This window comes from Pseudomonas sp. NFX1 (assembly GCF_051123555.1).
GTDB lineage: Bacteria > Pseudomonadota > Gammaproteobacteria > Pseudomonadales > Pseudomonadaceae > Aquipseudomonas > Aquipseudomonas capeferrum.
This window is the reverse complement of the sequence record NZ_CP169366.1, coordinates 5,284,763-5,305,746: the sequence shown is the minus strand read 5'-3', so window position 1 is coordinate 5,305,746 and position 20,984 is coordinate 5,284,763. Positions and strand designations below refer to the sequence as shown.

19 protein-coding genes are annotated in these 20,984 nt (G+C 65.7%); 15 read left to right on the top strand and 4 right to left on the bottom strand.

Annotated elements, in window-relative coordinates; translation table 11 throughout:
- Positions 1 to 89: 89 nt before the first annotated feature.
- The 4 genes from cobJ to cobG are packed head-to-tail and all read right to left on the bottom strand — an operon-like array spanning position 90 to position 4,456.
- Complete coding sequence (cobJ, locus tag DJ563_RS23835; RefSeq protein WP_434518438.1) at positions 90 to 1,787, bottom strand: precorrin-3B C(17)-methyltransferase; 1,698 nt, start codon at positions 1,785 to 1,787, stop codon at positions 90 to 92.
- Positions 1,775 to 2,509, bottom strand: coding sequence for a precorrin-2 C(20)-methyltransferase (locus DJ563_RS23830; protein WP_274098078.1), 735 nt, complete (start codon positions 2,507 to 2,509; stop codon positions 1,775 to 1,777). The genes cobJ and DJ563_RS23830 overlap by 13 nt, the downstream gene beginning before the upstream one ends.
- Positions 2,506 to 3,132, bottom strand: a complete 627-nt coding sequence (locus tag DJ563_RS23825; RefSeq protein ID WP_274098077.1) for a precorrin-8X methylmutase — start codon at positions 3,130 to 3,132, stop codon at positions 2,506 to 2,508. Before DJ563_RS23825 ends, DJ563_RS23830 begins: the two co-directional genes overlap by 4 nt.
- Positions 3,125 to 4,456, bottom strand: a complete 1,332-nt coding sequence (cobG, locus tag DJ563_RS23820; RefSeq protein WP_434518437.1) for a precorrin-3B synthase — start codon at positions 4,454 to 4,456, stop codon at positions 3,125 to 3,127. Before cobG ends, DJ563_RS23825 begins: the two co-directional genes overlap by 8 nt.
- Before the next feature lie 131 nt (positions 4,457 to 4,587).
- On the opposite strand from cobG, the gene cbiE reads away from it, so the two are divergent.
- From cbiE to urtD, 15 genes are all read left to right on the top strand, one after another.
- Positions 4,588 to 5,799 (top strand): precorrin-6y C5,15-methyltransferase (decarboxylating) subunit CbiE, encoded by a 1,212-nt coding sequence (cbiE, locus tag DJ563_RS23815; protein ID WP_434518436.1) that lies wholly within the window; start codon positions 4,588 to 4,590, stop codon positions 5,797 to 5,799.
- A complete protein-coding gene (locus DJ563_RS23810; protein WP_033701749.1) occupies positions 5,792 to 6,886 on the top strand; it encodes a cobalt-precorrin-5B (C(1))-methyltransferase in 1,095 nt (364 codons plus the stop codon). Before cbiE ends, DJ563_RS23810 begins: the two co-directional genes overlap by 8 nt.
- Positions 6,883 to 7,605, top strand: a complete 723-nt coding sequence (locus DJ563_RS23805; RefSeq protein WP_434518435.1) for a cobalt-precorrin-6A reductase — start codon at positions 6,883 to 6,885, stop codon at positions 7,603 to 7,605. The genes DJ563_RS23810 and DJ563_RS23805 overlap by 4 nt, the downstream gene beginning before the upstream one ends.
- Positions 7,606 to 8,021: 416 nt before the next feature.
- Positions 8,022 to 8,459: an NfeD family protein gene (locus DJ563_RS23800; RefSeq protein WP_033701751.1), complete on the top strand. Its 438-nt coding sequence runs from the start codon at positions 8,022 to 8,024 to the stop codon at positions 8,457 to 8,459.
- Positions 8,460 to 8,485: 26 nt separating this feature from the next.
- Complete coding sequence (locus tag DJ563_RS23795) at positions 8,486 to 9,340, top strand: SPFH domain-containing protein (RefSeq protein WP_434518434.1); 855 nt, start codon at positions 8,486 to 8,488, stop codon at positions 9,338 to 9,340.
- A gap of 140 nt (positions 9,341 to 9,480) precedes the next feature.
- On the top strand, positions 9,481 to 9,870 hold the full coding sequence (locus tag DJ563_RS23790) for a DUF2946 domain-containing protein (protein WP_274097512.1): 390 nt from the start codon (positions 9,481 to 9,483) through the stop codon (positions 9,868 to 9,870).
- 46 nt (positions 9,871 to 9,916) lie between these two features.
- On the top strand, positions 9,917 to 10,408 hold the full coding sequence (locus DJ563_RS23785) for a copper chaperone PCu(A)C (RefSeq protein ID WP_434518433.1): 492 nt from the start codon (positions 9,917 to 9,919) through the stop codon (positions 10,406 to 10,408).
- A 23-nt stretch (positions 10,409 to 10,431) separates the two neighbouring features.
- Positions 10,432 to 10,872 (top strand): DUF2946 domain-containing protein, encoded by a 441-nt coding sequence (locus DJ563_RS23780; protein ID WP_434518432.1) that lies wholly within the window; start codon positions 10,432 to 10,434, stop codon positions 10,870 to 10,872.
- Positions 10,873 to 10,938: 66 nt separating this feature from the next.
- A complete protein-coding gene (locus tag DJ563_RS23775) occupies positions 10,939 to 13,005 on the top strand; it encodes a TonB-dependent copper receptor (protein ID WP_434518431.1) in 2,067 nt (688 codons plus the stop codon).
- A gap of 58 nt (positions 13,006 to 13,063) precedes the next feature.
- Positions 13,064 to 14,428 (top strand): PepSY-associated TM helix domain-containing protein, encoded by a 1,365-nt coding sequence (locus DJ563_RS23770; RefSeq protein ID WP_434518430.1) that lies wholly within the window; start codon positions 13,064 to 13,066, stop codon positions 14,426 to 14,428.
- A 132-nt stretch (positions 14,429 to 14,560) separates the two neighbouring features.
- Entirely contained in the window at positions 14,561 to 15,967 is a 1,407-nt protein-coding gene (gene cycA, locus DJ563_RS23765; protein ID WP_186652717.1) for a D-serine/D-alanine/glycine transporter, read from the top strand.
- Positions 15,968 to 16,152: 185 nt separating this feature from the next.
- Entirely contained in the window at positions 16,153 to 17,418 is a 1,266-nt protein-coding gene (gene urtA, locus DJ563_RS23760; protein WP_033701760.1) for an urea ABC transporter substrate-binding protein, read from the top strand.
- A gap of 88 nt (positions 17,419 to 17,506) precedes the next feature.
- The gene (gene urtB / locus DJ563_RS23755; RefSeq protein WP_434519746.1) at positions 17,507 to 19,027 is read left to right on the top strand and encodes an urea ABC transporter permease subunit UrtB; all 1,521 of its coding nucleotides are present in this window, start codon (positions 17,507 to 17,509) and stop codon (positions 19,025 to 19,027) included.
- On the top strand, positions 19,027 to 20,106 hold the full coding sequence (urtC, locus tag DJ563_RS23750; protein ID WP_434518429.1) for an urea ABC transporter permease subunit UrtC: 1,080 nt from the start codon (positions 19,027 to 19,029) through the stop codon (positions 20,104 to 20,106). Before urtB ends, urtC begins: the two co-directional genes overlap by 1 nt.
- Positions 20,103 to 20,960 carry an urea ABC transporter ATP-binding protein UrtD gene (urtD, locus tag DJ563_RS23745; protein ID WP_274097503.1) on the top strand — a complete coding sequence of 286 codons (858 nt, stop codon included), beginning with the start codon at positions 20,103 to 20,105 and terminating at the stop codon, positions 20,958 to 20,960. The genes urtC and urtD overlap by 4 nt, the downstream gene beginning before the upstream one ends.
- Positions 20,961 to 20,984 lie beyond the last annotated feature (24 nt).

Here is a 20,984-nt window from a genome sequence, read left to right as displayed (position 1 = left end):
AGCTGAAGCCTGAGGCTTCAGCGCTCGAATCTACCGACGACTTGCGTGCAAAACTGCCGTGAAGACCTTCCCCGCTGGGGATGAGGGCCTTACGCTACAACCGGATACCAGCGCGGGGTGTACACCCACTCTTTGCCTTCAGCCCACTGGAACCGGCAGGTTGTCGACGACCCCACCAGCACCATGGTGCGCATGTCGACCATTTCTGGCATCAGCTCGGCCAAGGAGACGACCTTGAGCGTCTGCCCAGGCCTACCGATATCGCGACCAAGGACTACAGGCGTTTGCCCTTCGCGGTGTCGGCGGACGATGTCCAGTGCCAACCCCAATTGCTTAGGCCGGGCCTTGGAAATCGGGTTGTAAAAGGCCATTACCAGGTCCGCCTGGGCGGCCAGGTCCAGACGTTTTTCAATGATCGACCACGGCTTGAGGTTGTCCGACAGCGACATCACGCAGAAGTCGTGCCCCAGCGGTGCCCCCGCCTGAGCGGCAGTGGCCAGCGAGGCCGAAACCCCCGGCAGGATCTCGAGATCGACCCGATGCCAGGCCGGGTCACTGGATTCGTGCAACGCTTCGAGCACCGCTGCGGCCATGGCGAACACGCCCGGGTCACCCGACGACACCACCACCACCGAACGCCCTTGGGCGGCCAGTTCGAAGGCATGCCGAGCGCGCTGCATCTCTTCGCGGTTGTCGGTGCAATGCTGCACCTGATCGGCGCGGAACGGCCCGGCCATGCGCACGTAGGTTTCGTAGCCGAGGATGTCCTCGGCGCGGGCCAGCTCGGCCTTGACCGCCGGCACCATCAGCTCGGCAGCGCCTGGGCCAAGGCCGATCACCGCCAGCCGACCACGGCGGCGGCCGACCTGCGCGGCATCCACCGGCGCCGGGGCCACGGCGATGACGGTACCCGCCTGCTCGATCAACTCGGCGCCGGGTAGCGCCTGGGCCAGCATGTCACGCAGGTCGCCAGGCTTGGCTGCAAAACGCAGCGCCACGCCAAGGGCCTGTGCAGCCTCGTGCAGGGCGGCATCGGCCATGGCGTGCTCGCCAGCCAACAGGCAGGCCAGCGATTGCTCGGCGATACCCGCCGCCTGCAGCGCGGCGCGGATGCCTTGCAGGTCAGCGGTATCGACGCCCACCACGACCGAACGCGGGTGGATCAACAGCTCATCACGGCTGCTCGGGCGTGCCTGATGGCCGACATGAATGGTGCGCCGGGCGCTCTCGCTCGCGGTCAGCTGCGCCTGCTCAAGCCAAGGTGCATCGCCTTCGACGCGCACCGCCTCGCCGGCCAGCAGGTCAGAGACAAAGCGCTTGCCTTGCTCGATGTCCGCCAGGGCATAGCCCTGTGGCGGGTTCAGCAGGCAGGTGCCAAAGCGCAGCTCGCCACTGGTGGTGATGGCCGCAGCCACGCCCAGTGCCTCGCCGATCTCACGCGCCATCACATTCACCCCACCCAGGCCACCGAGCAGCGGCACCACCGCACTGCCATCCTCGGCCACTGCCAGCACCGGCGGCTCGACGCCTTTTTCACTGAGCAGGCTGGCCAGGCTGCGGATGACGATACCCGCCGCGCACAGGGCGATGATCGGGGTGTCTTGCTGATAGAGCGTGCGCAAGGTATCGCCGAACGATGCGTAAAGCTGATCGGCGCCCTCGACCCGGCCACTCAGGCCATGGATCGAGGCCTGTGGATAACACTGCTGAATGCGCTGCGCCGTGGCCAGGCTGCCAGGGCCAAGCACGACGATTGCCGGTGCCTTGTGCATGTTCATCCCTGCCATTTTTCACCCGGTACGATGATCAGCGAGAAGTACGGCGACGACAGCGGGTCGACCTCCGCCAGCGGCACGATCTTCTGGTTGGCCATGGTTGCCCGTTCGACATACAGCGCACGCCCGTCCAGGCCCAGCTCGGCCAGCACCTCACGCACCTTGGGGAAGTTGCGGCCAAGCTTCATGATCACGGCAGCATCGGCATCGGCCAGGCGCCGCTTCAGTTCCTCGGCCGGCAGCACGCCCGACAGTACCGAAAGACTCTGGTTGCGGTAGACCAGCGGCGCGCCCAGCACCGACGCCCCCCCCAGCATCGAGCAGACGCCAGGGATCACTTCGGCCTCATAGCGCTGCGCCAGGCGGTCATGCAGGTACATGTAGGAGCCGTAGAAGAACGGGTCGCCCTCGCAGATCACCGCCACGTCGCGGCCGGCATCCAGGTGCTCGGCAACCTGCACACTGGCTTCATCGTAGAAATCGCTGATCACCTGTTCATAGGACAGCGGCGCCGGCAGCGCTTCGGTGGTGACCGGGTAGACCAGCGGCAGCAGTGTCTGCTCGGCCTGCAGGTGCGCCTCGATGATGCCGAACGCGTTGCCGCGCTTGCCCTTGGCCACGAAGTAGCCGACAACCGGCGCCTCGCGCAGCAGGCGCAGGGCCTTGACGGTGATCAGTTCAGGGTCGCCGGGGCCTACGCCCAGGCCGAGCAGACGTCCACGTGGGGTCATCATTCCACCTCCGTGGCCAGGGCGTTGACCGCGGCAGCGGCCATCGCGCTGCCGCCCAGGCGGCCTTGCATGATCACGAACGGCACGCCGCGGCTGTCGGCGGCCAGCATGGCCTTGGATTCGGCCGCACCCACGAAGCCGACCGGGAAGCCGAGAATCAGCGCAGGCTTGGGCGCACCGGCGTCGAGCATTTCCAGCAGGTAGAACAGTGCGGTCGGGGCATTGCCGATCACCACCACGCTGCCTTCCAGGTGTGGGCGCCACAGCTCCAGGGCCACGGCAGAACGGGTATTGCCGGCGTCTTTGGCCAGGCCAGGTACACTCGGGTCACGCAGGGTGCAGATCACCGGGTTGTTCGCCGGCAGGCGCGCGCGGGTGATGCCTTCAGCGACCATGTGCGCATCGCACAGGATCGGCGCGCCGTTGGCCAGGGCCTCGCGCCCGGCGCGGCCAGCCCCTTCGGAGAACTGCAGGCCGTCGATGGCCTCGACCATGCCGCAGGCATGGATCACGCGCACGGCGAGCTTTTCGAGGTCTGCGGGTATCCGCTCGAGTCGGGCTTCCTCGCGGATGATCCGGAAGGAATTGCGATAGATCTCCTGACCATCGCGGATGTAGTCAATCATCAAGGTGCTCCGTCGGCAGGTCGAGCATGGCGCCTGCTTCGTTCAAGGTGAGGTCGATGGCGCGCAGGGCACCGAAGCCCGGCAGGCGTGCATCGCGCACATACAAGTCGTAACGGCCCGGTGAACGGGCCAGCAAAGTGGCCGGGGCAACATGGGCCACGGCGCAGGATCGGGGGCAACCGGACAGGTGGACGCTGCCGGGAACGCCTGGGCCGAGCAGCGCGGCCAGGACAACGGCATCGGCCTTGGTCTCGCCGTGGGCCTTGGCGCACCCACTGCTGCCGGTGCACGCGGTGATGCGCGCCAGCGGCTCATCGCGGTGGCAAAGCAGGCCCAAGGCGGCCAACTGCGCCTGGGCCTGCTCGATGTGGGCCGGGTCGAGATTGGTCAGCACCAGGCTTTGCCAGGGGCTCAGGCGCAGGCTGCCGTCACCCCGGTGGCGGGCGATGTGCGCGGCACCGCGCAGCATCTCCGGCGTCAACCGGCCCTGGGGCGGGGCGACGCCCAGCGCACGGCCGTGGTTTTGTGGCAATACCCCCAGCCATACGGGCTGGTTTCGTGCACGGCGCCATCGCAGCACGGCAGCATCGCGACGAATGTCCAGGCCGAGCCCTTCGACGAAAAACGCGGCCGAACAGCCTTCCAGCAATTGGCGCATACGCGATTGGTCCGCAGACGCCAGGTCAAGGAAACGCGCCAGCACCGCACGCACCAGGGCCAGGCCCTGCTCCAGCGGCACGGCACCGAGCACCTGGCCATCGGCCGGGCAGCCCGCCAGGCCAAACGCCAGCCACGTGCGCTGCTCAAGGTGCAGGGCCGAAAGCCATAAGTCATGGGGGTGTTCGAGCATGGCCAGGCCTTCGCCGGCGTCCAGCTGCACGGCGAACTTGGCCGACAATTGGTGAAAACGCGGTGTGCTTTCCAGCATGGCGAGGATCTGCCCCGCCAATGGCCGGGCATCCAGCAACATGGCCGGATCATGCCCGGCCAGCGGGCTGAGCATCAGGTTGCGCACATCGTCACCGGCGGCATCGCGCGGGCCCAGGCCGGCAGCCAGCAGCCTGGCGACCAGGCCACTGTGGTCGCTGCCGATACCACGGATTTGCAGGTTGGCGCGGTTGGTCGCCTCGATCACGCCACCGGCGAAGCGCTCGGCGGCCTCGGCCACGGCATCGGCCTGATCGGCCAGCAGCAGGCCCCCGGGCAGCTTGACCCGGCAAATTCCGCCATCACGGGCACTGACGATGCGCCACAACCCCGGGCAGGCCGAGGGGCGAGGTGAAACATCGGGGGCTTGGGCCTGCTTCAAAGGGGTGTCCGGCAATCTGTGAAGTGCGCTTGAGTATAGAAGGCGCGGTATTATGCCTGCTTTGTCCGGCGGCATGAAAAGCCGGTGGTCGAGCTTATCGTTTACCCGGGGCCGCTTCGCGCCCCAGAAATGGCGGATTGAAACACATGGCACCCTGGCTGACAGTAGTAGGCATCGGCGAAGACGGCTTCAACGGCCTGGGCAAGCAGGCCCGGCGCGCCCTGCTGGGCGCTTCGCGGATCTTCGGCAGCCCCCGCCAACTGGCCTTGCTGCCGCGCTGCGTGGTCGGCGAGCGGCTGAGCTGGCCCAGCCCGTTCTCCCTGGCGCCGGTACTGGCAGCGCGCAGTGCCCCTGTCTGCGTGCTGGCCAGCGGCGACCCGATGTTCTTCGGCGTCGGCGCCAGCCTGGCTCGCCAGGTGCCCGCCAGCGAGATGCGCGTGCTGTCGATGCCGTCTTCTTGCGCCCTCGCCGCCGCCCGCCTGGGCTGGCCGCTGCAGGAGGTGCAGGTGGTATCGGTGGTCGCCCGGCCGCTGGCGGCGCTCAATGCCCACCTGCACAGCGGTGCCCGCCTGCTGGTACTGAGCAATGACGGCGACAGCCCTGCCGCGATTGCCGCCCAGCTGTGCGCGCGTGGTTTCGGGCCAAGTCGCCTGCGCGTGTTCGAACACCTTGGCGGCGCCGATGAACGCGAACTGGCCGGCAGCGCCCAGGACTGGCCTCACACCCAGGTTGCAGCGCTGAACCTGGTGGCCATCGAGTGCCTCGCCGCGCCCAATGCACCACGCCTGCCACGGGTTGCCGGGCTGCCAGACACGGCTTTCCAGCATGACGGCCAACTGACCAAGCGCGATGTCCGCGCCATCACCCTGGCCCGCCTCGCCCCGCAGCCCGGCGAGCTGCTGTGGGACGTGGGCGCGGGCTGTGGCTCGATCGGCATCGAGTGGATGCGTGCCCACCCTGCCTGCCGTGCGTTGGCCATCGAGGCCGACGAAGGGCGCCAGGGGTTTATCGAACACAACCGCGATGCGCTGGGCGTACCTGGCCTGCAACTGGTACGCGGCAAGGCGCCGGCGGCATTGGCAGGCCTTGAGCAACCCGACGCGATCTTCATCGGTGGCGGGGTAACCCGTGAAGGCGTGCTGGAGCTGTGCTGGGAGCGTCTGCGCCCGGGTGGGCGACTGGTGGCCAACGCAGTCACCCTGCAAAGCGAGTTGGCCCTGGCGCATTTTCGCGAGCAGCACGGTGGCGAGCTGACCCGTATCCATGTTGCCCACGCGCAGCCGCTGGGGGCGTTCGACACCTGGCGCCAGGCCTTGCCGATCACCTTGCTGGACGTGGTGAAACCCTTCGATGCGTGAAGAAACCCACGAACAACCCGCGCCGCTGCGCAGCGGCCTGACCACCGGCAGCTGTGCCACCGCCACCAGCCTCGCAGCGGCGCGCCTGCTGCTGACAGGCGTCTGTGACGACGCAGTGAGCATCACCCTGCCCAAGGGCAAGGTGGTGCAGATGCGCCTGGAGTTCTGCCGTCGCGCAGGGCAGTGCGCCGAAGCCGGCACCCTCAAGGACGCCGGCGACGACCCGGACGTGACCCATGGCGCCCTGCTCTACAGCCAGGTCCGCTTGCTGGCCGAACCCGGCATCCGCTTTGTCGCCGGCCATGGCGTGGGGACCGTGACGCGCCCGGGGCTGGTACTGGCGGTGGGCGAGCCGGCGATCAACCCGGTGCCCCGGCGCATGATTGGCGAACACCTGCAACGCCTGGCCGAGGCGTGTGCCTATCATGGCGGCTTCGAAGTGACGGTCAACGTGCAGGGCGGTGAATTGCTGGCGCTCAAGACCATGAACCCGCGCCTGGGCATCCTCGGCGGGCTGTCGATCCTGGGCACCAGCGGCATCGTCCGGCCGTTTTCCTGCGCGGCCTACATCGCCTCGATCCATCAGGGTATCGACGTGGCCCACACCAACGGCTACACGCACATTGCCGCCTGTACCGGCAACGCCAGCGAAGACACCATGCGCCGGGTCTACGGCCTGCCGGAAATCGCCCTGATAGAAATGGGCGACTTCGTCGGTGCCGTGCTCAAGCACCTGCGCAAGGTGCCGGTACCGCGCCTGAGCCTGTGCGGTGGCTTCGGCAAGATCAGCAAGCTGGCCGCCGGGCACATGGACCTGCACAGCCGCCATTCGAGCATCGACCTGCCGCAACTGGCCGGCTGGGCGGCGGCTGTCGGCGCCGATGCAAACCTTCAGGCCGCGATCATCGCCGCCAACACCAGCCAGCAAGCCCTGGCACTGGCCCATGCCGCCGGCATTGCCCTGGGCGACGCCGTCTGCGCGCATGCGCTGGCATTCGCCCGCAGCGTGGTGCCCGCGCAGGTCCAGGTCGAGGTATTCGCCATCGACCGCCAAGGCGGTATCGTCGGCCAGGCGGGCGTGCAATGAGCGCGCGCATCCTGCTGCTGGGCGGCGTGACCGAGGCCCTGGCCATCGCCCGCCAGCTGGGCCCGCAGCATGTCTACAGCCTGGCAGGCATCGGCCGCGTGCCGCAGGACCTGCAATGCCAGGTGCGGGTTGGCGGCTTTGGCGGTGCCGAAGGCCTTGCCCGCTACCTGCGTGAGGCGGGTATCACGCTGCTGATCGATGCCACCCACCCCTATGCCGCGCAAATCAGCCACAACGCCGCCGTTGCCTCACGCGCTGCAGGTGTTCCGTGCTGGGCGTTGCGCCGGCCTGCCTGGCAAGCGCAGCCGGGTGACGACTGGCGCGAGGTGCAAGACTGGGCGGGGCTGATCGACGCACTCGCGCCCTTCCGGCGGCCGCTGTTCACGCTGGGGCGCGAGCCGTTGCAACATCTGGCAGAGATACCGCCGGAACAGTTCTGGACATTGCGGGCCCTGGAAGCCTGCCCGGGTAACGACCGCTGCGAAGTGATTGGCGCGCGTGGGCCGTTTCGTATTGAAGAGGAGCGTGCGTTGTTCGCGCGGCGGCAGATTGATGTGCTGATCAGCAAGAACAGCGGCAGCCTGGCGACCGAGCCCAAGCTTGAAGTGGCACGGGAGCTAGGGGTGCCGGTGTTGATTCTGAAGCGGCCGGAGCTGCCTGGGGTGGATCGGGAGTATGGGGCGTGCGAAGCGTTGATGGCGGACTTGGACCGCGGGTAGGGACGAGGCGCATGGCGTGGGTTTTGTAGCGCCTTCGAGATCGAGCGCCGCCCGCGCGGCGCGTCGCGAGCAAGCTCGCTCCTACATTCGTTTCGTGCCAGTAATACCTGTACCATCGCACGCGACCGCCTTGTTTGTACGACGCGATATTGAGGCGGGCGCGAAAAGGGGCGCGCGCCAATGCCTCAGGAATAACTGGCACAAAACGAATGTAGGAGCGAGCTTGCTCGCGATGCGCCGCGCGGGCGGCGCTCGATCTTCAAGGCGCCAAAAAACCTACGGCAAGCACTTCTCCCCCCCAACCGCCTCTATGCCAAATCAGCCTCTTCCTACACCCAACGCCAACTTGTCTGAATAGCCTTCTGCCCATCCTCTGCCCTAAACTCTTCCCCCCTCCCCCGGAAGGCTTCATTCATATGGAAATGCAATGGTGGATCTGGCTGGTATTCGGTATCGCGCTGATCCTGCTCGAACTGGTCCTGCCTACGTTCTTCATTCTCTGGTTCGGCATCGGTGCCGTGCTGGTTTCGCTCATCTCGCTCGCCGCACCCAGCCTGCAACTGGATATGCAGATGCTGCTGTGGGTGCTGCTGTCCTCAGCCACCACCGCCCTGTGGTTCAAGCTGTTCCGGCGCAAAAAACCGGATGTGCGCTGGACGGCCGATAGCGTGATCGGTGAAGTCGGCCTGCTGACCGCCAGCGTTTCCGAGTTCCAGAAAGGCCGCGTGCGTTTCCAGAAGCCGATCCTCGGCAACGAAGAATGGACCTGCGTCGCCGACACTGAGATCCCGTCCGGCGAGCGTGTGCGCCTCACCGCCATCGAAGGCAATACCGCCCGCGTCATCCGGGCCTGAATCCGTACTGAAAGGAAGTTCGTATCATGACCAGCCTTATCGTCGTGGGCGCCCTCGCCCTGTTCGTCCTGATCACCGTGTTCAAGGGGGTGCGTATCGTGCCCCAGGGCGAGGAGTGGATCGTCGAGCGCCTTGGCCGCTACAACAACACCCTCAAACCCGGCCTGAACATCGTCATTCCGTACGTGGACGTGGTCGCCTACCGCCTGCCCACCAAAGACATCATCCTCGATGTGCAAGAGCAGGAAATCATCACCAAGGACAACGCGGTGATCGTCGCCAACGCCTTGTGCTTCGCCAAGGTGGTCGACCCGCAGAAGGCCTCGTACGGCGTACAGAACTTCTCCTTCGCCGTCACCAGCCTGACCATGACCTCGCTGCGCGCCATCGTCGGCGCCATGGACCTGGACGAAGCCTTGTCCAGCCGTGAGCAGATCAAGGCCCGCCTGCGCGAGGCGATGTCCGAGCAGACCGAAGACTGGGGCGTGACCGTGCGCTCGGTCGAGATCCAGGACATCAAGCCATCCGAGAACATGCAACTGGCCATGGAACGCCAGGCCGCTGCCGAGCGTGAACGTAAAGCCGACGTCACCCGTGCCGAAGGTGCCAAGCAGGCTGCGATCCTCGAAGCTGAAGCACGCCTGCAATCCGCCAAGCTGGACGCCGAGGCGCAGATCAACCTGGCCGAGGCGTCGGCACGGGCGATTTCGCTGGTCAAGGAGGCCGTGGGCAGCGAGACCGTGCCGGCCATGTACCTGCTGGGCGAGCGCTACATCGGCGCGATGGAGAACCTGGCCAGCAGCAGCAATGCCAAAGTCGTGGTGTTGCCGGCCGACCTGCAAGAGACCGTGCGCGGCCTGATGGGCCGCAACAAGCCCTGAGTTAGCGGGCCAGGCTTGCCCCGCGAAGGGGCCGCAAAGCGGCCCCAGCCCCTCCCACCTGCGTCACTTCACCGCACCCCGCCTTTTTTACCTATACTGCGCCTTACAATACCCACCACGATTCCTGACCGGATCTCTCCATGCCCCCACGTCGGCACATTGCCTGGATAGCCTGCCTAGCAGTGCTGTTCAACCTGCTGGCCATGCCGCTGTCTTCTGCCGCGCCCAAGGGCCCGGCCGAGCAGTTGCTGTGGGGGGCTTTCTGTTCCAGCATGGCCAACAAGGCCAAGGTCGACGTCCAGGCCCTGGCCAAGATCGACCTCGGCCCGCAAAGCGACGACAGCGCCAGCATGATGAACTGCTGGTGCTGCGCTGGCGCCGCGCCGCTGCTGGCCTTGCCCGGCTACCCGCCGCAGTTGCACAACCCGCCGACACTGCACGCCGGGCACCTGCCGCTGCTTGCCGACTACCAACCCACGCCGCGCCAGCTATGGCCCGCGCTCAACCCCCGTGCCTCCCCTCTGGTCTGAGTTGCTCACGCTGTCTGCCTGAACCTGAACAGATCGGAGACTCACCATGCTCAAGCAAGCCCTCGTCGTGGCCGCCCTGCTGCTGCCCAGCGCCTTCGCCACTGCCCACGAATACACCGTGGGCGACCTGCACATCGCGCACCCCTGGTCACTGCAACTGCCCCCCAACGCGCCCAACGTCGCCGCGTATTTCGTCGTGCACAACAATGGCCAGGCCGATGACCGCCTGCTGAGTGTCGACAGCCCCATCAGCGATGACGCCCAGTTGCACGAGCACGCCATGACGGCCAGCGGCACCATGAAGATGCAACAGGTGCCCAGCGTGGTAGTACCCGCCGGCAAGGATGTGACCTTCGCCCCCAGCGCCTACCACGTGATGCTGATGCAGCCCAAGGACCGCAGCCTGCTCAGCGACGGCAAGCGTTTCCCGTTGACCTTGCACTTCGAGAAGGCCGGTGATGTCACGGTCGAAATCGCCGTGCAGAAAGAGGCGCCCTCGGGCCAGCCCCAGCCCCAGGCTCACGAACACGCGCACTGAACATTAGCTGACAGGCACTCGCCATGAGCCTGCCGCGCAACAGCATCAGCCATACCCCCCGCCCTGAACGCAGGCGCGTCGGGGGCGGCTGGCTGAGCCTGTTCGCCATGTGGATGATCTTCATCGGCCCGCTGGTTTCCCAGTCGATGCCGATGGACCACCACGCCGGCATGAACATGCCGACGGGCATGTCGATGGCCCACGAGCACGCGCAGAGCGTGGACTCGCACCACGGCCATGATGGCCATGGCGGCGATGGCCAACTGCATGTGATGTGGGAAAAGTGCGGCTACTGCAGCCTGCTGTTCAACTGCCCCGCACTGCCGCAAACCCTCAGCCCGCTCAGTGCCGGCGTAGCAGTCCCCTCCACTCACCTTCTTGCAACCACGCGCCAGGGGCATGCCCGGCAGGCTGTATTCCCGGGTGCGCGCAGCCGCGCACCGCCTTCCTCGATCAGCGTCTGAAAACACATTGTCCGCACGGAGCCAGGAGGCTTCGCGCTCACTCATGACTGATCGACTGGAATCATTATGTCTGGCTGCACCCCTGTTTTTGCCCTGTCCCTGCGCGGGGCCATCGCCGCCGTCTGCGGTTCGCTGATCGCGCCCATGGCCCTGGCCAGCGACCTCGGCCACGCCGAGCACGCGCATGCCGCCCCCGAGCTGAGCCCGACGGTGATCACCGCCGTGGCGCCCAGCTCGCCGCTGACCGTGGTCACCAACCCGAAAGACCCGCGCCAGCCGGTACCGGCCAGCGACGGTGCCGATTACCTCAAGACCATCCCCGGTTTCTCGGCAATCCGCTCCGGCGGCACCAACGGTGACCCCGTGTTGCGCGGCATGTTCGGTTCACGCCTGAACATCCTCACCAATGGCGGCGTGATGCTGGGCGCCTGCCCCAACCGCATGGATGCACCGACCTCGTACATATCACCCGAAACCTACGACCGCCTGACCGTGATCAAAGGCCCGCAAAGCGTGATCTGGGGCCCTGGCGGTTCGGCCGGTACCATCCTCTTCGAACGCGAACCGGAAAAATTCGGCACCTTGGGCAGCCGCGTCAACGCCAGCCTGCTGGCCGGCTCCAATGGCCGCTTCGACAAGGTACTGGACGCCGCCGCCGGCAACAGCCAGGCCTATGCCCGCTTCGTCGGCAACCAGTCGCGCTCGGACGACTACCATGACGGCAACGATGACACCGTGCCGTCGCGCTGGGACAAATGGAACGGCGATGTCACCCTCGGCTGGACCCCCGACCAGGACACCCTGCTGGAACTCACCGCCGGCAAGGGCGACGGCGAAGCACGCTATGCCGGGCGCGGCATGGACGGCTCGCAGTTCAAGCGTGAAAGCCTGGGGCTGCGGTTCGAGAAGTCCAACCTCGGCGACGTGCTCGACAAGGTCGAGGCGCAGGTCTACTACAACTACGCCGACCACGTGATGGACAACTACAGCCTGCGTACCCCCTCCGGCAGCGGCATGATGGGCATGCCCATGGTCAGCAACGTCGACCGCCGCACCATGGGCGCCCGGGTCAAGGCGACCTGGCGCTGGGCCGACGTGCAACTGGTCAGCGGTATTGATGCGCAGACCAACGAGCATCGCCAGCGCGGTGGCATGGGCGTCGATGCGCACAAGGGCCAGGCCTGGACCAAGGACGCCGACTTCCATAACTACGGTGCCTTCAGCGAGCTGACCTGGTACGTCAGCGACGCAGACCGGCTGATCAGCGGCGCCCGCCTGGACCGTGCCTCGGCCCGTGACTTCCGTAAAGGCAGCGCCACTGAAGGCGACACCCGCGCCGATACCCTGCCCAGCGGTTTCGTGCGCTACGAGCACGACCTGGCGGCCATTTCCGCCACCACCTACATCGGCCTGGGCCATGCCCAGCGCTTCCCCGACTACTGGGAGCTGTTCTCGCCCAAGCAAGCGCCGGCCGGTGCTGCCAACGCCTTCGACGGCATCAAGCCAGAGAAGACCACCCAGCTCGACTTCGGCATCCAGTACCGCGACGAACGCCTGGAGGCCTGGGCCTCGGGGTATGTCGGGCAGATCCGCGACTACATTCTGTTCGACTACCACACCGGCATGATGGGCATGAGCACTTCCCAGGCCCAGAACATCGACGCGCGCATCATGGGCGGCGAATTGGGCGCGGCCTACAAGCTCAGCGAAAACTGGAAAGCCGACGCTACCCTGGCCTACGCTTGGGGCAAGAACAGCAGTGATGGCAAAGCGCTACCGCAAATGCCGCCCCTGGAGAGCCGCCTGGGCCTGACCTACAGCCGCGACGTCTGGAGTGTCGGTGCCCTGTGGCGGCTGGTGGCCGCGCAAAACCGCATCGCCGAGAACCAGGGCAATGTGGTGGGCAAGGACTACGACAAGAGCGCTGGCTTCGGCGTGTTCTCGCTCAATGGTGCCTACAAGGTGAACAACAACCTCAAGCTCAGCGCAGGGGTCGACAACCTGTTCGACAAAACCTACGCCGAGCACTTGAACCTGGCCGGGAACGCCGGGTTCGGCTACCCGGCCACAGACCCACAGCCGGTGAACGAGCCAGGCAGGACCTTCTGGACCAAGGTCGACTTCAGCTTCTGACAACAACAATGGGCGCGGCTGCGGTCGCGCCCCTCACCTGGTCAAACAGGAGGTTCCCATGCGCGGAACACGCATCTCTTTCTACAACCTGGCCTGGCGTTGGCATTTTTACGCGGGGCTGTTCGTCGCCCCGTTCATGATCCTGCTGGCGATCACCGGGATCATCTACCTGTTCAAACCGCAGCTCGACCCGCTGCTGTACCGCGACCTGATGGTGGTCGAAGCCGGCCATCATCGACAGCCTGCAGACACCCTGCTGGCCGAGGTGCGCAAGGCTTATCCACAAGGCCATGTCGGCCAGTACCTGCCGCCCCTGGATGCCGAGCGCAGCGCGCAGTTCGTGGTGCATGACGGCGGGCGCGAACTGAACGTGTTCGTCGACCCCTACAGTGGCAAGCTGCTCGGCGAGCAGGATGGCAAACAGAACCTGCAGGCGGTTGCCCGTGCCCTGCATGGCGAGCTGATGGTCGGCACGGTCGGTGATCGCCTGGTCGAGCTGGCGGCGGGCTGGGGCATCGTGCTGGTGGTGTCGGGCCTGTATCTGTGGTGGCCACGCGGGCGCAACAGCGCCGGCGTGCTGTGGCCGCGGTTTTCCGCACGCGGTCGGCTGTTGTGGCGTGACCTGCATGCGGTGACCGGGTTCTGGGGCTCGGCCCTGTTGCTGCTGATGTTGCTCAGTGGCATGACCTGGACGGGCATGTGGGGCAAGCAGTACGCCGACTTGTGGAACCGTTTCCCTGCCGCGATGTGGAACGACGTGCCCAAGTCCGACCAGCAGGCCCGCGAGCTCAACAGCGCCCATCGCCAGACCGTGCCCTGGGCGGTGGAGAACACCCCCATGCCGCAGTCCGGCGCCCATGCCGAACATGCCGGGCACCACATGATGTCGAACGCCCCGGCAGCGCCGCAAGTGAGCTTGCAGCAGGTCGAGGACATCGCCACTTCGCGTCAGGTCGAGCCGGGCTACAGCATTACCTTGCCGACCACGGCCGACGGCGTGTTCACCGTTACGGTGTTCGCCGACGACCCACGCAACGACGCCACCCTGCATGTCGATCAGTACACCGGCAAGGTGCTGGCCGACGTGCGCTGGCAGGACTACAGCCCGGTCGCCCGGGCTACCGAGCTGGGCGTCATGCTGCATGAAGGCAAGATGTTCGGGGCGTTGAACCAGATCATCATCCTTGTGGTGTGCCTGATGATTCTGCTGGGGTCGGTCAGTGGCCTGGTGATGTGGTGGAAGCGCCGGCCAGCGGGCGGGCTGGGTGTGCCGCCGCTGCGCCATGACCTGCCGCGCTGGAAGACGGCAGTCGGGGTGATGGTCGTGCTGGGGGTGATGTTCCCGCTGGTGGGAGTGTCGATGGTGGTGATGTGGCTGGTCGACAGCCTGGTGGTGCGCCGCCGGGTACTGGCCCAGGCTTGAGGCCTGCGGGGCCGCAAAGCGGCCCCCTGCTACCCATGAATCGTGTCGATCTGTCGCGCCCCGAATTGGGACGCCCGTGTTAGCCTACTTGGCTTTCACAAAAAAAGACTGACCCTCAATGGAATGCAGCCAATGACCCGGACCTCTTCCCCTCCCGCTGAAGAGCAGCATCTGCAGCGCAACCTGACCAACCGCCACATCCAGCTCATCGCCATCGGCGGCGCGATCGGCACCGGCCTGTTCATGGGCTCGGGCAAGACCATCAGCCTTGCCGGCCCATCGATCATCTTCGTCTACATGATCATCGGCTTCATGCTGTTCTTCGTCATGCGCGCCATGGGCGAACTGCTGCTGTCGAACCTCAACTACAAGTCGTTCATCGACTTCTCCGCCGACTTGCTGGGCCCTTGGGCCGGCTACTTCACCGGCTGGACCTACTGGTTCTGCTGGGTGGTCACCGGCATCGCCGATGTGGTGGCGATCGCCGCCTACACGCAATTCTGGTTCCCGGAACTGCCACAGTGGATACCCGCGCTGACCTGCGTGGCGGTGCTGCTGTCGTTGAACCTGGTGACCGTGAAGATGTTCGGCGAGCTCGAGTTCTGGTTCGCCCTGATCAAAATCGTCGCCATCCTCGGCCTGGTTGCCACCGGCCTGTACATGGTCATCAGCGGCTTCGAGTCGCCGAGCGGGCGCACCGCGCAGCTGGCCAACCTGTGGAACGACGGCGGCATGTTCCCCAATGGCCTGATGGGCTTCTTCGCCGGCTTCCAGATCGCCGTGTTCGCCTTCGTCGGTATCGAACTGGTCGGCACCACCGCCGCCGAAGCAAAAAACCCCGAACGCACCCTGCCCCGGGCAATCAACTCGATCCCGATCCGTATTATCGTGTTCTACGTGCTGGCACTGCTCGCGATCATGGCCGTGACCCCGTGGCGCGACGTGGTACCGGGCAAGAGCCCGTTCGTCGAACTGTTCGTCCTGGCCGGCCTGCCGGCAGCGGCCAGCATCATCAATTTCGTGGTACTGACCTCGGCGGCCTCGTCGGCCAACAGCGGCGTGTTTTCCACCAGCCGCATGCTCTACGGCCTGGCCCAGGAAGGTGACGCGCCTAAGGCACTGGAGAAACTGTCGCGCCGCGCAGTACCGGCCAACGGCCTGTACTTCTCCTGTACCTGCCTGTTGCTGGGCGCGGTGCTGATCTATCTGATTCCTGACGTAGTCGAGGCGTTTACCCTGATCACTACGGTTTCGGCGGTGCTGTTCATGTTCGTCTGGACGCTGATCCTGCTGTCGTACTTGAAGTACCGCAAAACCCGCGCAGCGCTGCACCAGGCATCGAAGTACAAGATGCCCGGCGGGCGCTTCATGTGCTACGTGTGCCTGGCCTTCTTCGCCTTCATCCTGGTGTTGCTGAGCCTGGAGGCGGATACCCGTTCGGCGCTGCTGGTAACGCCGATCTGGTTCGTGCTGCTGGCCGTCACCTACCAGGGTGTGCGCAGCAAGCGCCACCCGCGCGCGGCTGTACGCAACAACTGATGCAGCAAGGGGCTGCTTTGCAGCCCCAATGCTGTGCACGCAAATCTTTCAAGCACCAACCTGGCCCCTTCCCGCGCCCCAATACCTCGCACACCCCGTCTATTACGCGCCTCTCGCCATTCGGCACACCCCTTGCAAAGCCCCTCCCGCTTGGCCAACACCAAAAAAACCAGCGGAGAGAGCACATGAAGCGTCGCAGTCTGATCAAGGCCTTTACCCTCAGCGCATCGATTGCGGCGATGGGCCTGAGCTGGAGCATCCAGGCCGCCGAGACCATCAAGGTCGGCATCCTGCATTCGCTGTCGGGGACCATGGCCATTTCCGAGACCTCGCTCAAGGACATGGCGCTGATGACCATCGACGAGATCAACGCCAAGGGTGGCGTGAATGGCAAGATGCTCGAACCAGTGGTGGTCGACCCGGCATCCAACTGGCCGCTGTTCGCCGAGAAAAGCCGCCAGCTGCTGACCCAGGACAAGGTTGCCGTGGTGTTCGGCTGCTGGACGTCGGTGTCGCGCAAGTCGGTACTGCCGGTGTTCGAAGAGCTCAACGGCCTGCTGTTCTACCCCGTGCAATATGAAGGCGAAGAGATGTCGCCGAACGTCTTCTACACCGGCGCCGCGCCCAACCAGCAGGCCATCCCGGCCGTGGAGTACGTGATGAGTGAAGAAGGCGGCAGCGCCAAGCGCTTCTTCCTGCTGGGCACCGATTACGTCTACCCGCGCACCACCAACAAGATCCTGCGCGCCTTCCTGCACAGCAAAGGCGTGGCCGACAAGGACATCGAAGAGGTCTACACCCCGTTCGGCCATGCCGATTACCAGACCATCGTCGCCAACATCAAGAAGTTCTCTGCCGGCGGCAAAACTGCTGTCATATCCACCGTCAACGGCGACTCCAACGTGCCGTTCTACAAAGAGCTGGCCAACCAGGGCCTGAAGGCCACCGACGTGCCAGTGGTAGCCTTCTCGGTGGGTGAAGAAGAACTGCGTGGCATCGACACCAAGCCGTTGGTGGGCCACCTGGCGGCGTGGAACTACTTCGAATCGGTGGATAACCCGGTGAACCAGAAGTTCGTCGCCGACTGGAAGGCCTACGCCAAGGCCAAGAACCTGCCCGGCGCTGACAAGGCGGTGACCAACGACCCGATGGAAGCCACCTATGTGGGCATCCACATGTGGGCGCAGGCGGCGGAAAAAGCCAAGTCCACCGAGGTCGACAAAGTGCGCGAAGCCTTGGCTGGGCAGAGCTTCAAGGCACCGTCCGGCTTCACCCTGACCATGGACAAGACCAACCACCACCTGCACAAGCCGGTGATGATCGGCGAGATCCAGGATGATGGGCAGTTCAGCGTGGTCTGGGAGACCGAGCAGCCACTGCGGGCACAGCCTTGGAGCCCGTTCATTCCGGGTAACGACAAGCGCCCTGATTACGCAGTGAAAGGTAACTGAGTGCACTGGGGCCGCTATGCGGCCCAATCGCGAGCAAGCTCGCTCCTACACATGCGGTGCCTGCCCTGTAGGAGCGAGCTTGCTCGCGATGAATCCACCGCCGATTTCCAGGATTGCCCGCATGCTCAGACTCCTGCTCACCCTGCTCCTTATGCTGCCCCTGGCAACCCAGGCCAGCGAGGGCGAATTCTTCCTCAGCGCCAAGCCCGCCGAACAGGCTCGCCTGCTCGAAGGCTGGGCGGCGCAACCCGATGCCGCGCGCCTGGCGCTGCTGGCAAACCTGCGCCAAGGCCGCATCGCCGAAGGCGACACCCGCAAGGTGCGCCTGAACAACCGTCTGCGTGGCCTGATCGACAACGCCCTGGCCAGCCACCAGTTGCTCAGCGACAACAACGACGCGCGCCTGGCCGCCGCCCAGCAACTGCAGAAGAGCGCGCAACCGGCGCAGATGGCCTTCCTCGACCGGCGCTTCGCCAACGAAGCGGACCCTGCGGTACACGCCGCCCTCGGCCTTGCCCTGGCCAACCTGCAGTTGGGCGCCGGCGAGCCTGCGGTACGCCTGGCCGCCGTGCGCCTGCTCGGCGAGACCGGCGACCCGGTCGCCCGCACCCGCCTGGAGGCGCTGCTGCAGCCCGGCGTCGAAAGCGATGCCGGCGTGCGTACCGCTGCCGAAACCAGCCTGGCCCAGGTCAAACGCAAGCTGCTGGTCGGCGAGCTGCTGGGCCAGGCTTTCAGCGGTCTGTCACTGGGGTCGATCCTGCTGCTGGCGGCGCTGGGCCTGGCGATCACCTTCGGCCTGCTCGGGGTGATCAACATGGCCCACGGTGAAATGCTGATGCTCGGTGCCTACAGCACCTACATGGTCCAGGTACTGCTGCAACGCTACGCCCCGGGCGCCATCGAGTTCTACCCGCTGATCGCCCTGCCGGTGGCGTTCGCCGTCAGCGCCGGGGTCGGCATGGCGCTGGAGCGCACGGTGATCCGCCACCTGTACGGCCGCCCGCTGGAAACCCTGCTGGCGACCTGGGGTATCAGCCTGATCCTGATCCAGGCCATCCGCCTGCTGTTCGGCGCGCAGAACGTCGAAGTCAGCAACCCGGCGTGGCTGTCTGGTGGTGTCCAACTGCTGCCAAACCTGGTGTTGCCGTACAACCGCCTGGTGATCATCGGCTTCGCCCTCGCCGTGGTACTGCTGACCTGGCTGCTGCTCAACCGCACGCGGCTCGGCCTGAACGTGCGCGCGGTGACGCAGAACCGCAACATGGCCGCCTGCTGTGGCGTGTCCACCGGGCGCGTCGACATGCTCGCCTTCGGCCTCGGCTCCGGTATCGCCGGGCTCGGTGGCGTGGCCCTGAGCCAGGTCGGCAACGTCGGCCCGGACCTGGGCCAAAGCTACATCATCGACTCGTTCCTGGTGGTGGTACTCGGCGGTGTCGGGCAACTGGCCGGCAGCCTCTGGGCCGCCTTCGGCCTAGGCATCGCCAACAAGCTGCTGGAGCCGCAGATCGGCGCGGTGCTTGGCAAGATCCTCATCCTTGCGTTGATCATTCTGTTCATCCAGAAGCGCCCGCAAGGCCTGTTCGCCCTCAAGGGACGGGTAATCGACTGATGAACCAGCCACTGCTTGTCACCGCTTCGCAAAAAGCCGGGCCGCGCCTGTCGCTGGCCATCGGCGCAGTCGTCGTACTGTTGCTGCTGGCCCTGCCACTGCTGTCGTTGCTGCCGGCCGACCATGCCCTGCAGGTCTCGGCCTACACGCTGACATTGGTCGGCAAGACACTCTGCTACGCCATCGTCGCCCTGGCCCTGGACCTGGTCTGGGGCTATGCCGGGCTGCTGTCGCTCGGCCACGGGCTGTTCTTCGCCCTCGGCGGCTACGCCATGGGCATGTACCTGATGCGCCAGGCCGCCGGCGATGGCCTGCCGGGTTTCATGACCTTCCTGTCGTGGACCGAGCTGCCCTGGTACTGGGCCGGCACCCAGCATTTTGCCTGGGCCCTGTGCCTGGTGGTGCTGGCGCCTGGGCTGCTGGCGCTGGTGTTCGGCTTTTTCGCCTTCCGCTCGCGGATCAAGGGCGTTTACTTCTCGATCATGACCCAGGCCCTGACCTTTGCCGGCATGCTGCTGTTCTTTCGCAACGAGACCGGGTTTGGCGGCAACAACGGCTTTACCAGCTTCCGCACCATTCTGGGCTTTGACATTGCCGCGCAAGGCACACGGGCCGTGCTGTTTCTGCTGACTGTCGGCCTGTTGCTGGCCAGCCTGTACCTGTGCTGGCGCCTGACCACCAGCAAGTTCGGCCGGCTGCTCACTGCCGTGCGCGACGCCGAGAACCGCCTGATGTTCTGCGGTTACGACCCGCGCGGCTTCAAACTGCTGGTGTGGGTGCTGAGCGCCGTGCTGTGCGGCCTGGCCGGCGCACTGTATGTGCCCCAGGTGGGCATCATCAACCCCAGCGAAATGTCGCCGACCAATTCCATCGAAGCCGCTGTCTGGGTCGCCCTGGGCGGGCGTGGCACGTTGATTGGCCCGCTGCTGGGCGCAGGCCTGGTCAATGGCATGAAGAGCTGGTTCACCGTGGCGTTCCCCGAGTACTGGCTGTTCTTCCTCGGTGCGCTGTTCATTCTGGTCACCCTGTACCTGCCCAAGGGCGTGGTGGGCCTGCTGAAGAAAAGGAGCCAGCCATGAGAGGCGTGCCCCCGGTTCATCCCGAGTTCATGCTGGAGCCGGTGTTCGACACCCTTGGCGCCAGCCGCGACGCCATCGGCCTCGGCCAGAGCCGCAAGGCCGGCCTCGACACCCGTCACGGCACGGTGCTGAGCCTGGAAGACATCAGCGTCAGCTTCGATGGGTTCAAGGCGCTGAATGGCTTGAACCTGTACATCGGCGTCGGCGAGCTACGTTGCATCATCGGCCCCAACGGCGCCGGCAAGACCACGATGATGGACGTGATCACCGGCAAGACCCGCCCCGACAGCGGCAGCGCCTTTTTCGGCGACACCCTCGACCTGACCCGCATGAGCGAATACCAGATCGCCCAGGCCGGGGTCGGCCGCAAGTTCCAGAAGCCCACGGTGTTCGAGGCGCTGACGGTGTTCGAGAACCTGGAGCTGGCGCTGAAGGCCGACAAGTCGGTGTGGGCCAGCCTGGCCGCGCGCTTGAGCGGCGAGCAACGACAGCGTATCGAACACGTGCTGACCACCCTGCGCCTGCTACCGCTGGCGCAGCGCCAGGCAGGGTTGCTGTCCCACGGCCAGAAGCAGTTTCTGGAGATCGGCATGCTGCTGGTACAGGAGCCGCAACTGCTGCTGCTCGACGAGCCGGTGGCGGGCATGACCGATGCCGAAACCGAGTTCACCGCAGAGCTGTTCAAGGGGCTGGCCGGCACGCATTCGCTGATGGTGGTGGAGCACGACATGGGGTTTGTCGGCAGCATTGCCGACCATGTGACGGTGCTGCACCAAGGCAGCGTGCTGGCGGAGGGCTCGCTGGCGCAGGTGCAGGCGGATGAGCGGGTGGTCGAGGTTTATCTGGGCCGATGATCCTCACAGCCAGCGCAAAAACTT

Coding starts and splice junctions, on each gene's coding strand:
- DJ563_RS23825 (WP_274098077.1), bottom strand. CDS start 3,132: ATGATTGACTACATCCGCGATGGTCAGGAGATCTATCGCAATTCCTTC.
- DJ563_RS23780 (WP_434518432.1), top strand. CDS start 10,432: ATGAGCCTGCCGCGCAACAGCATCAGCCATACCCCCCGCCCTGAACGC.
- DJ563_RS23830 (WP_274098078.1), bottom strand. CDS start 2,509: ATGATGACCCCACGTGGACGTCTGCTCGGCCTGGGCGTAGGCCCCGGC.
- DJ563_RS23775 (WP_434518431.1), top strand. CDS start 10,939: ATGTCTGGCTGCACCCCTGTTTTTGCCCTGTCCCTGCGCGGGGCCATC.
- DJ563_RS23795 (WP_434518434.1), top strand. CDS start 8,486: ATGACCAGCCTTATCGTCGTGGGCGCCCTCGCCCTGTTCGTCCTGATC.
- DJ563_RS23770 (WP_434518430.1), top strand. CDS start 13,064: ATGCGCGGAACACGCATCTCTTTCTACAACCTGGCCTGGCGTTGGCAT.
- DJ563_RS23805 (WP_434518435.1), top strand. CDS start 6,883: ATGAGCGCGCGCATCCTGCTGCTGGGCGGCGTGACCGAGGCCCTGGCC.
- urtA (WP_033701760.1), top strand. CDS start 16,153: ATGAAGCGTCGCAGTCTGATCAAGGCCTTTACCCTCAGCGCATCGATT.
- urtB (WP_434519746.1), top strand. CDS start 17,507: ATGAATCCACCGCCGATTTCCAGGATTGCCCGCATGCTCAGACTCCTG.
- cobJ (WP_434518438.1), bottom strand. CDS start 1,787: ATGGCAGGGATGAACATGCACAAGGCACCGGCAATCGTCGTGCTTGGC.
- DJ563_RS23810 (WP_033701749.1), top strand. CDS start 5,792: ATGCGTGAAGAAACCCACGAACAACCCGCGCCGCTGCGCAGCGGCCTG.
- urtD (WP_274097503.1), top strand. CDS start 20,103: ATGAGAGGCGTGCCCCCGGTTCATCCCGAGTTCATGCTGGAGCCGGTG.
- cycA (WP_186652717.1), top strand. CDS start 14,561: ATGACCCGGACCTCTTCCCCTCCCGCTGAAGAGCAGCATCTGCAGCGC.
- DJ563_RS23785 (WP_434518433.1), top strand. CDS start 9,917: ATGCTCAAGCAAGCCCTCGTCGTGGCCGCCCTGCTGCTGCCCAGCGCC.
- urtC (WP_434518429.1), top strand. CDS start 19,027: ATGAACCAGCCACTGCTTGTCACCGCTTCGCAAAAAGCCGGGCCGCGC.
- cbiE (WP_434518436.1), top strand. CDS start 4,588: ATGGCACCCTGGCTGACAGTAGTAGGCATCGGCGAAGACGGCTTCAAC.
- DJ563_RS23800 (WP_033701751.1), top strand. CDS start 8,022: ATGGAAATGCAATGGTGGATCTGGCTGGTATTCGGTATCGCGCTGATC.
- DJ563_RS23790 (WP_274097512.1), top strand. CDS start 9,481: ATGCCCCCACGTCGGCACATTGCCTGGATAGCCTGCCTAGCAGTGCTG.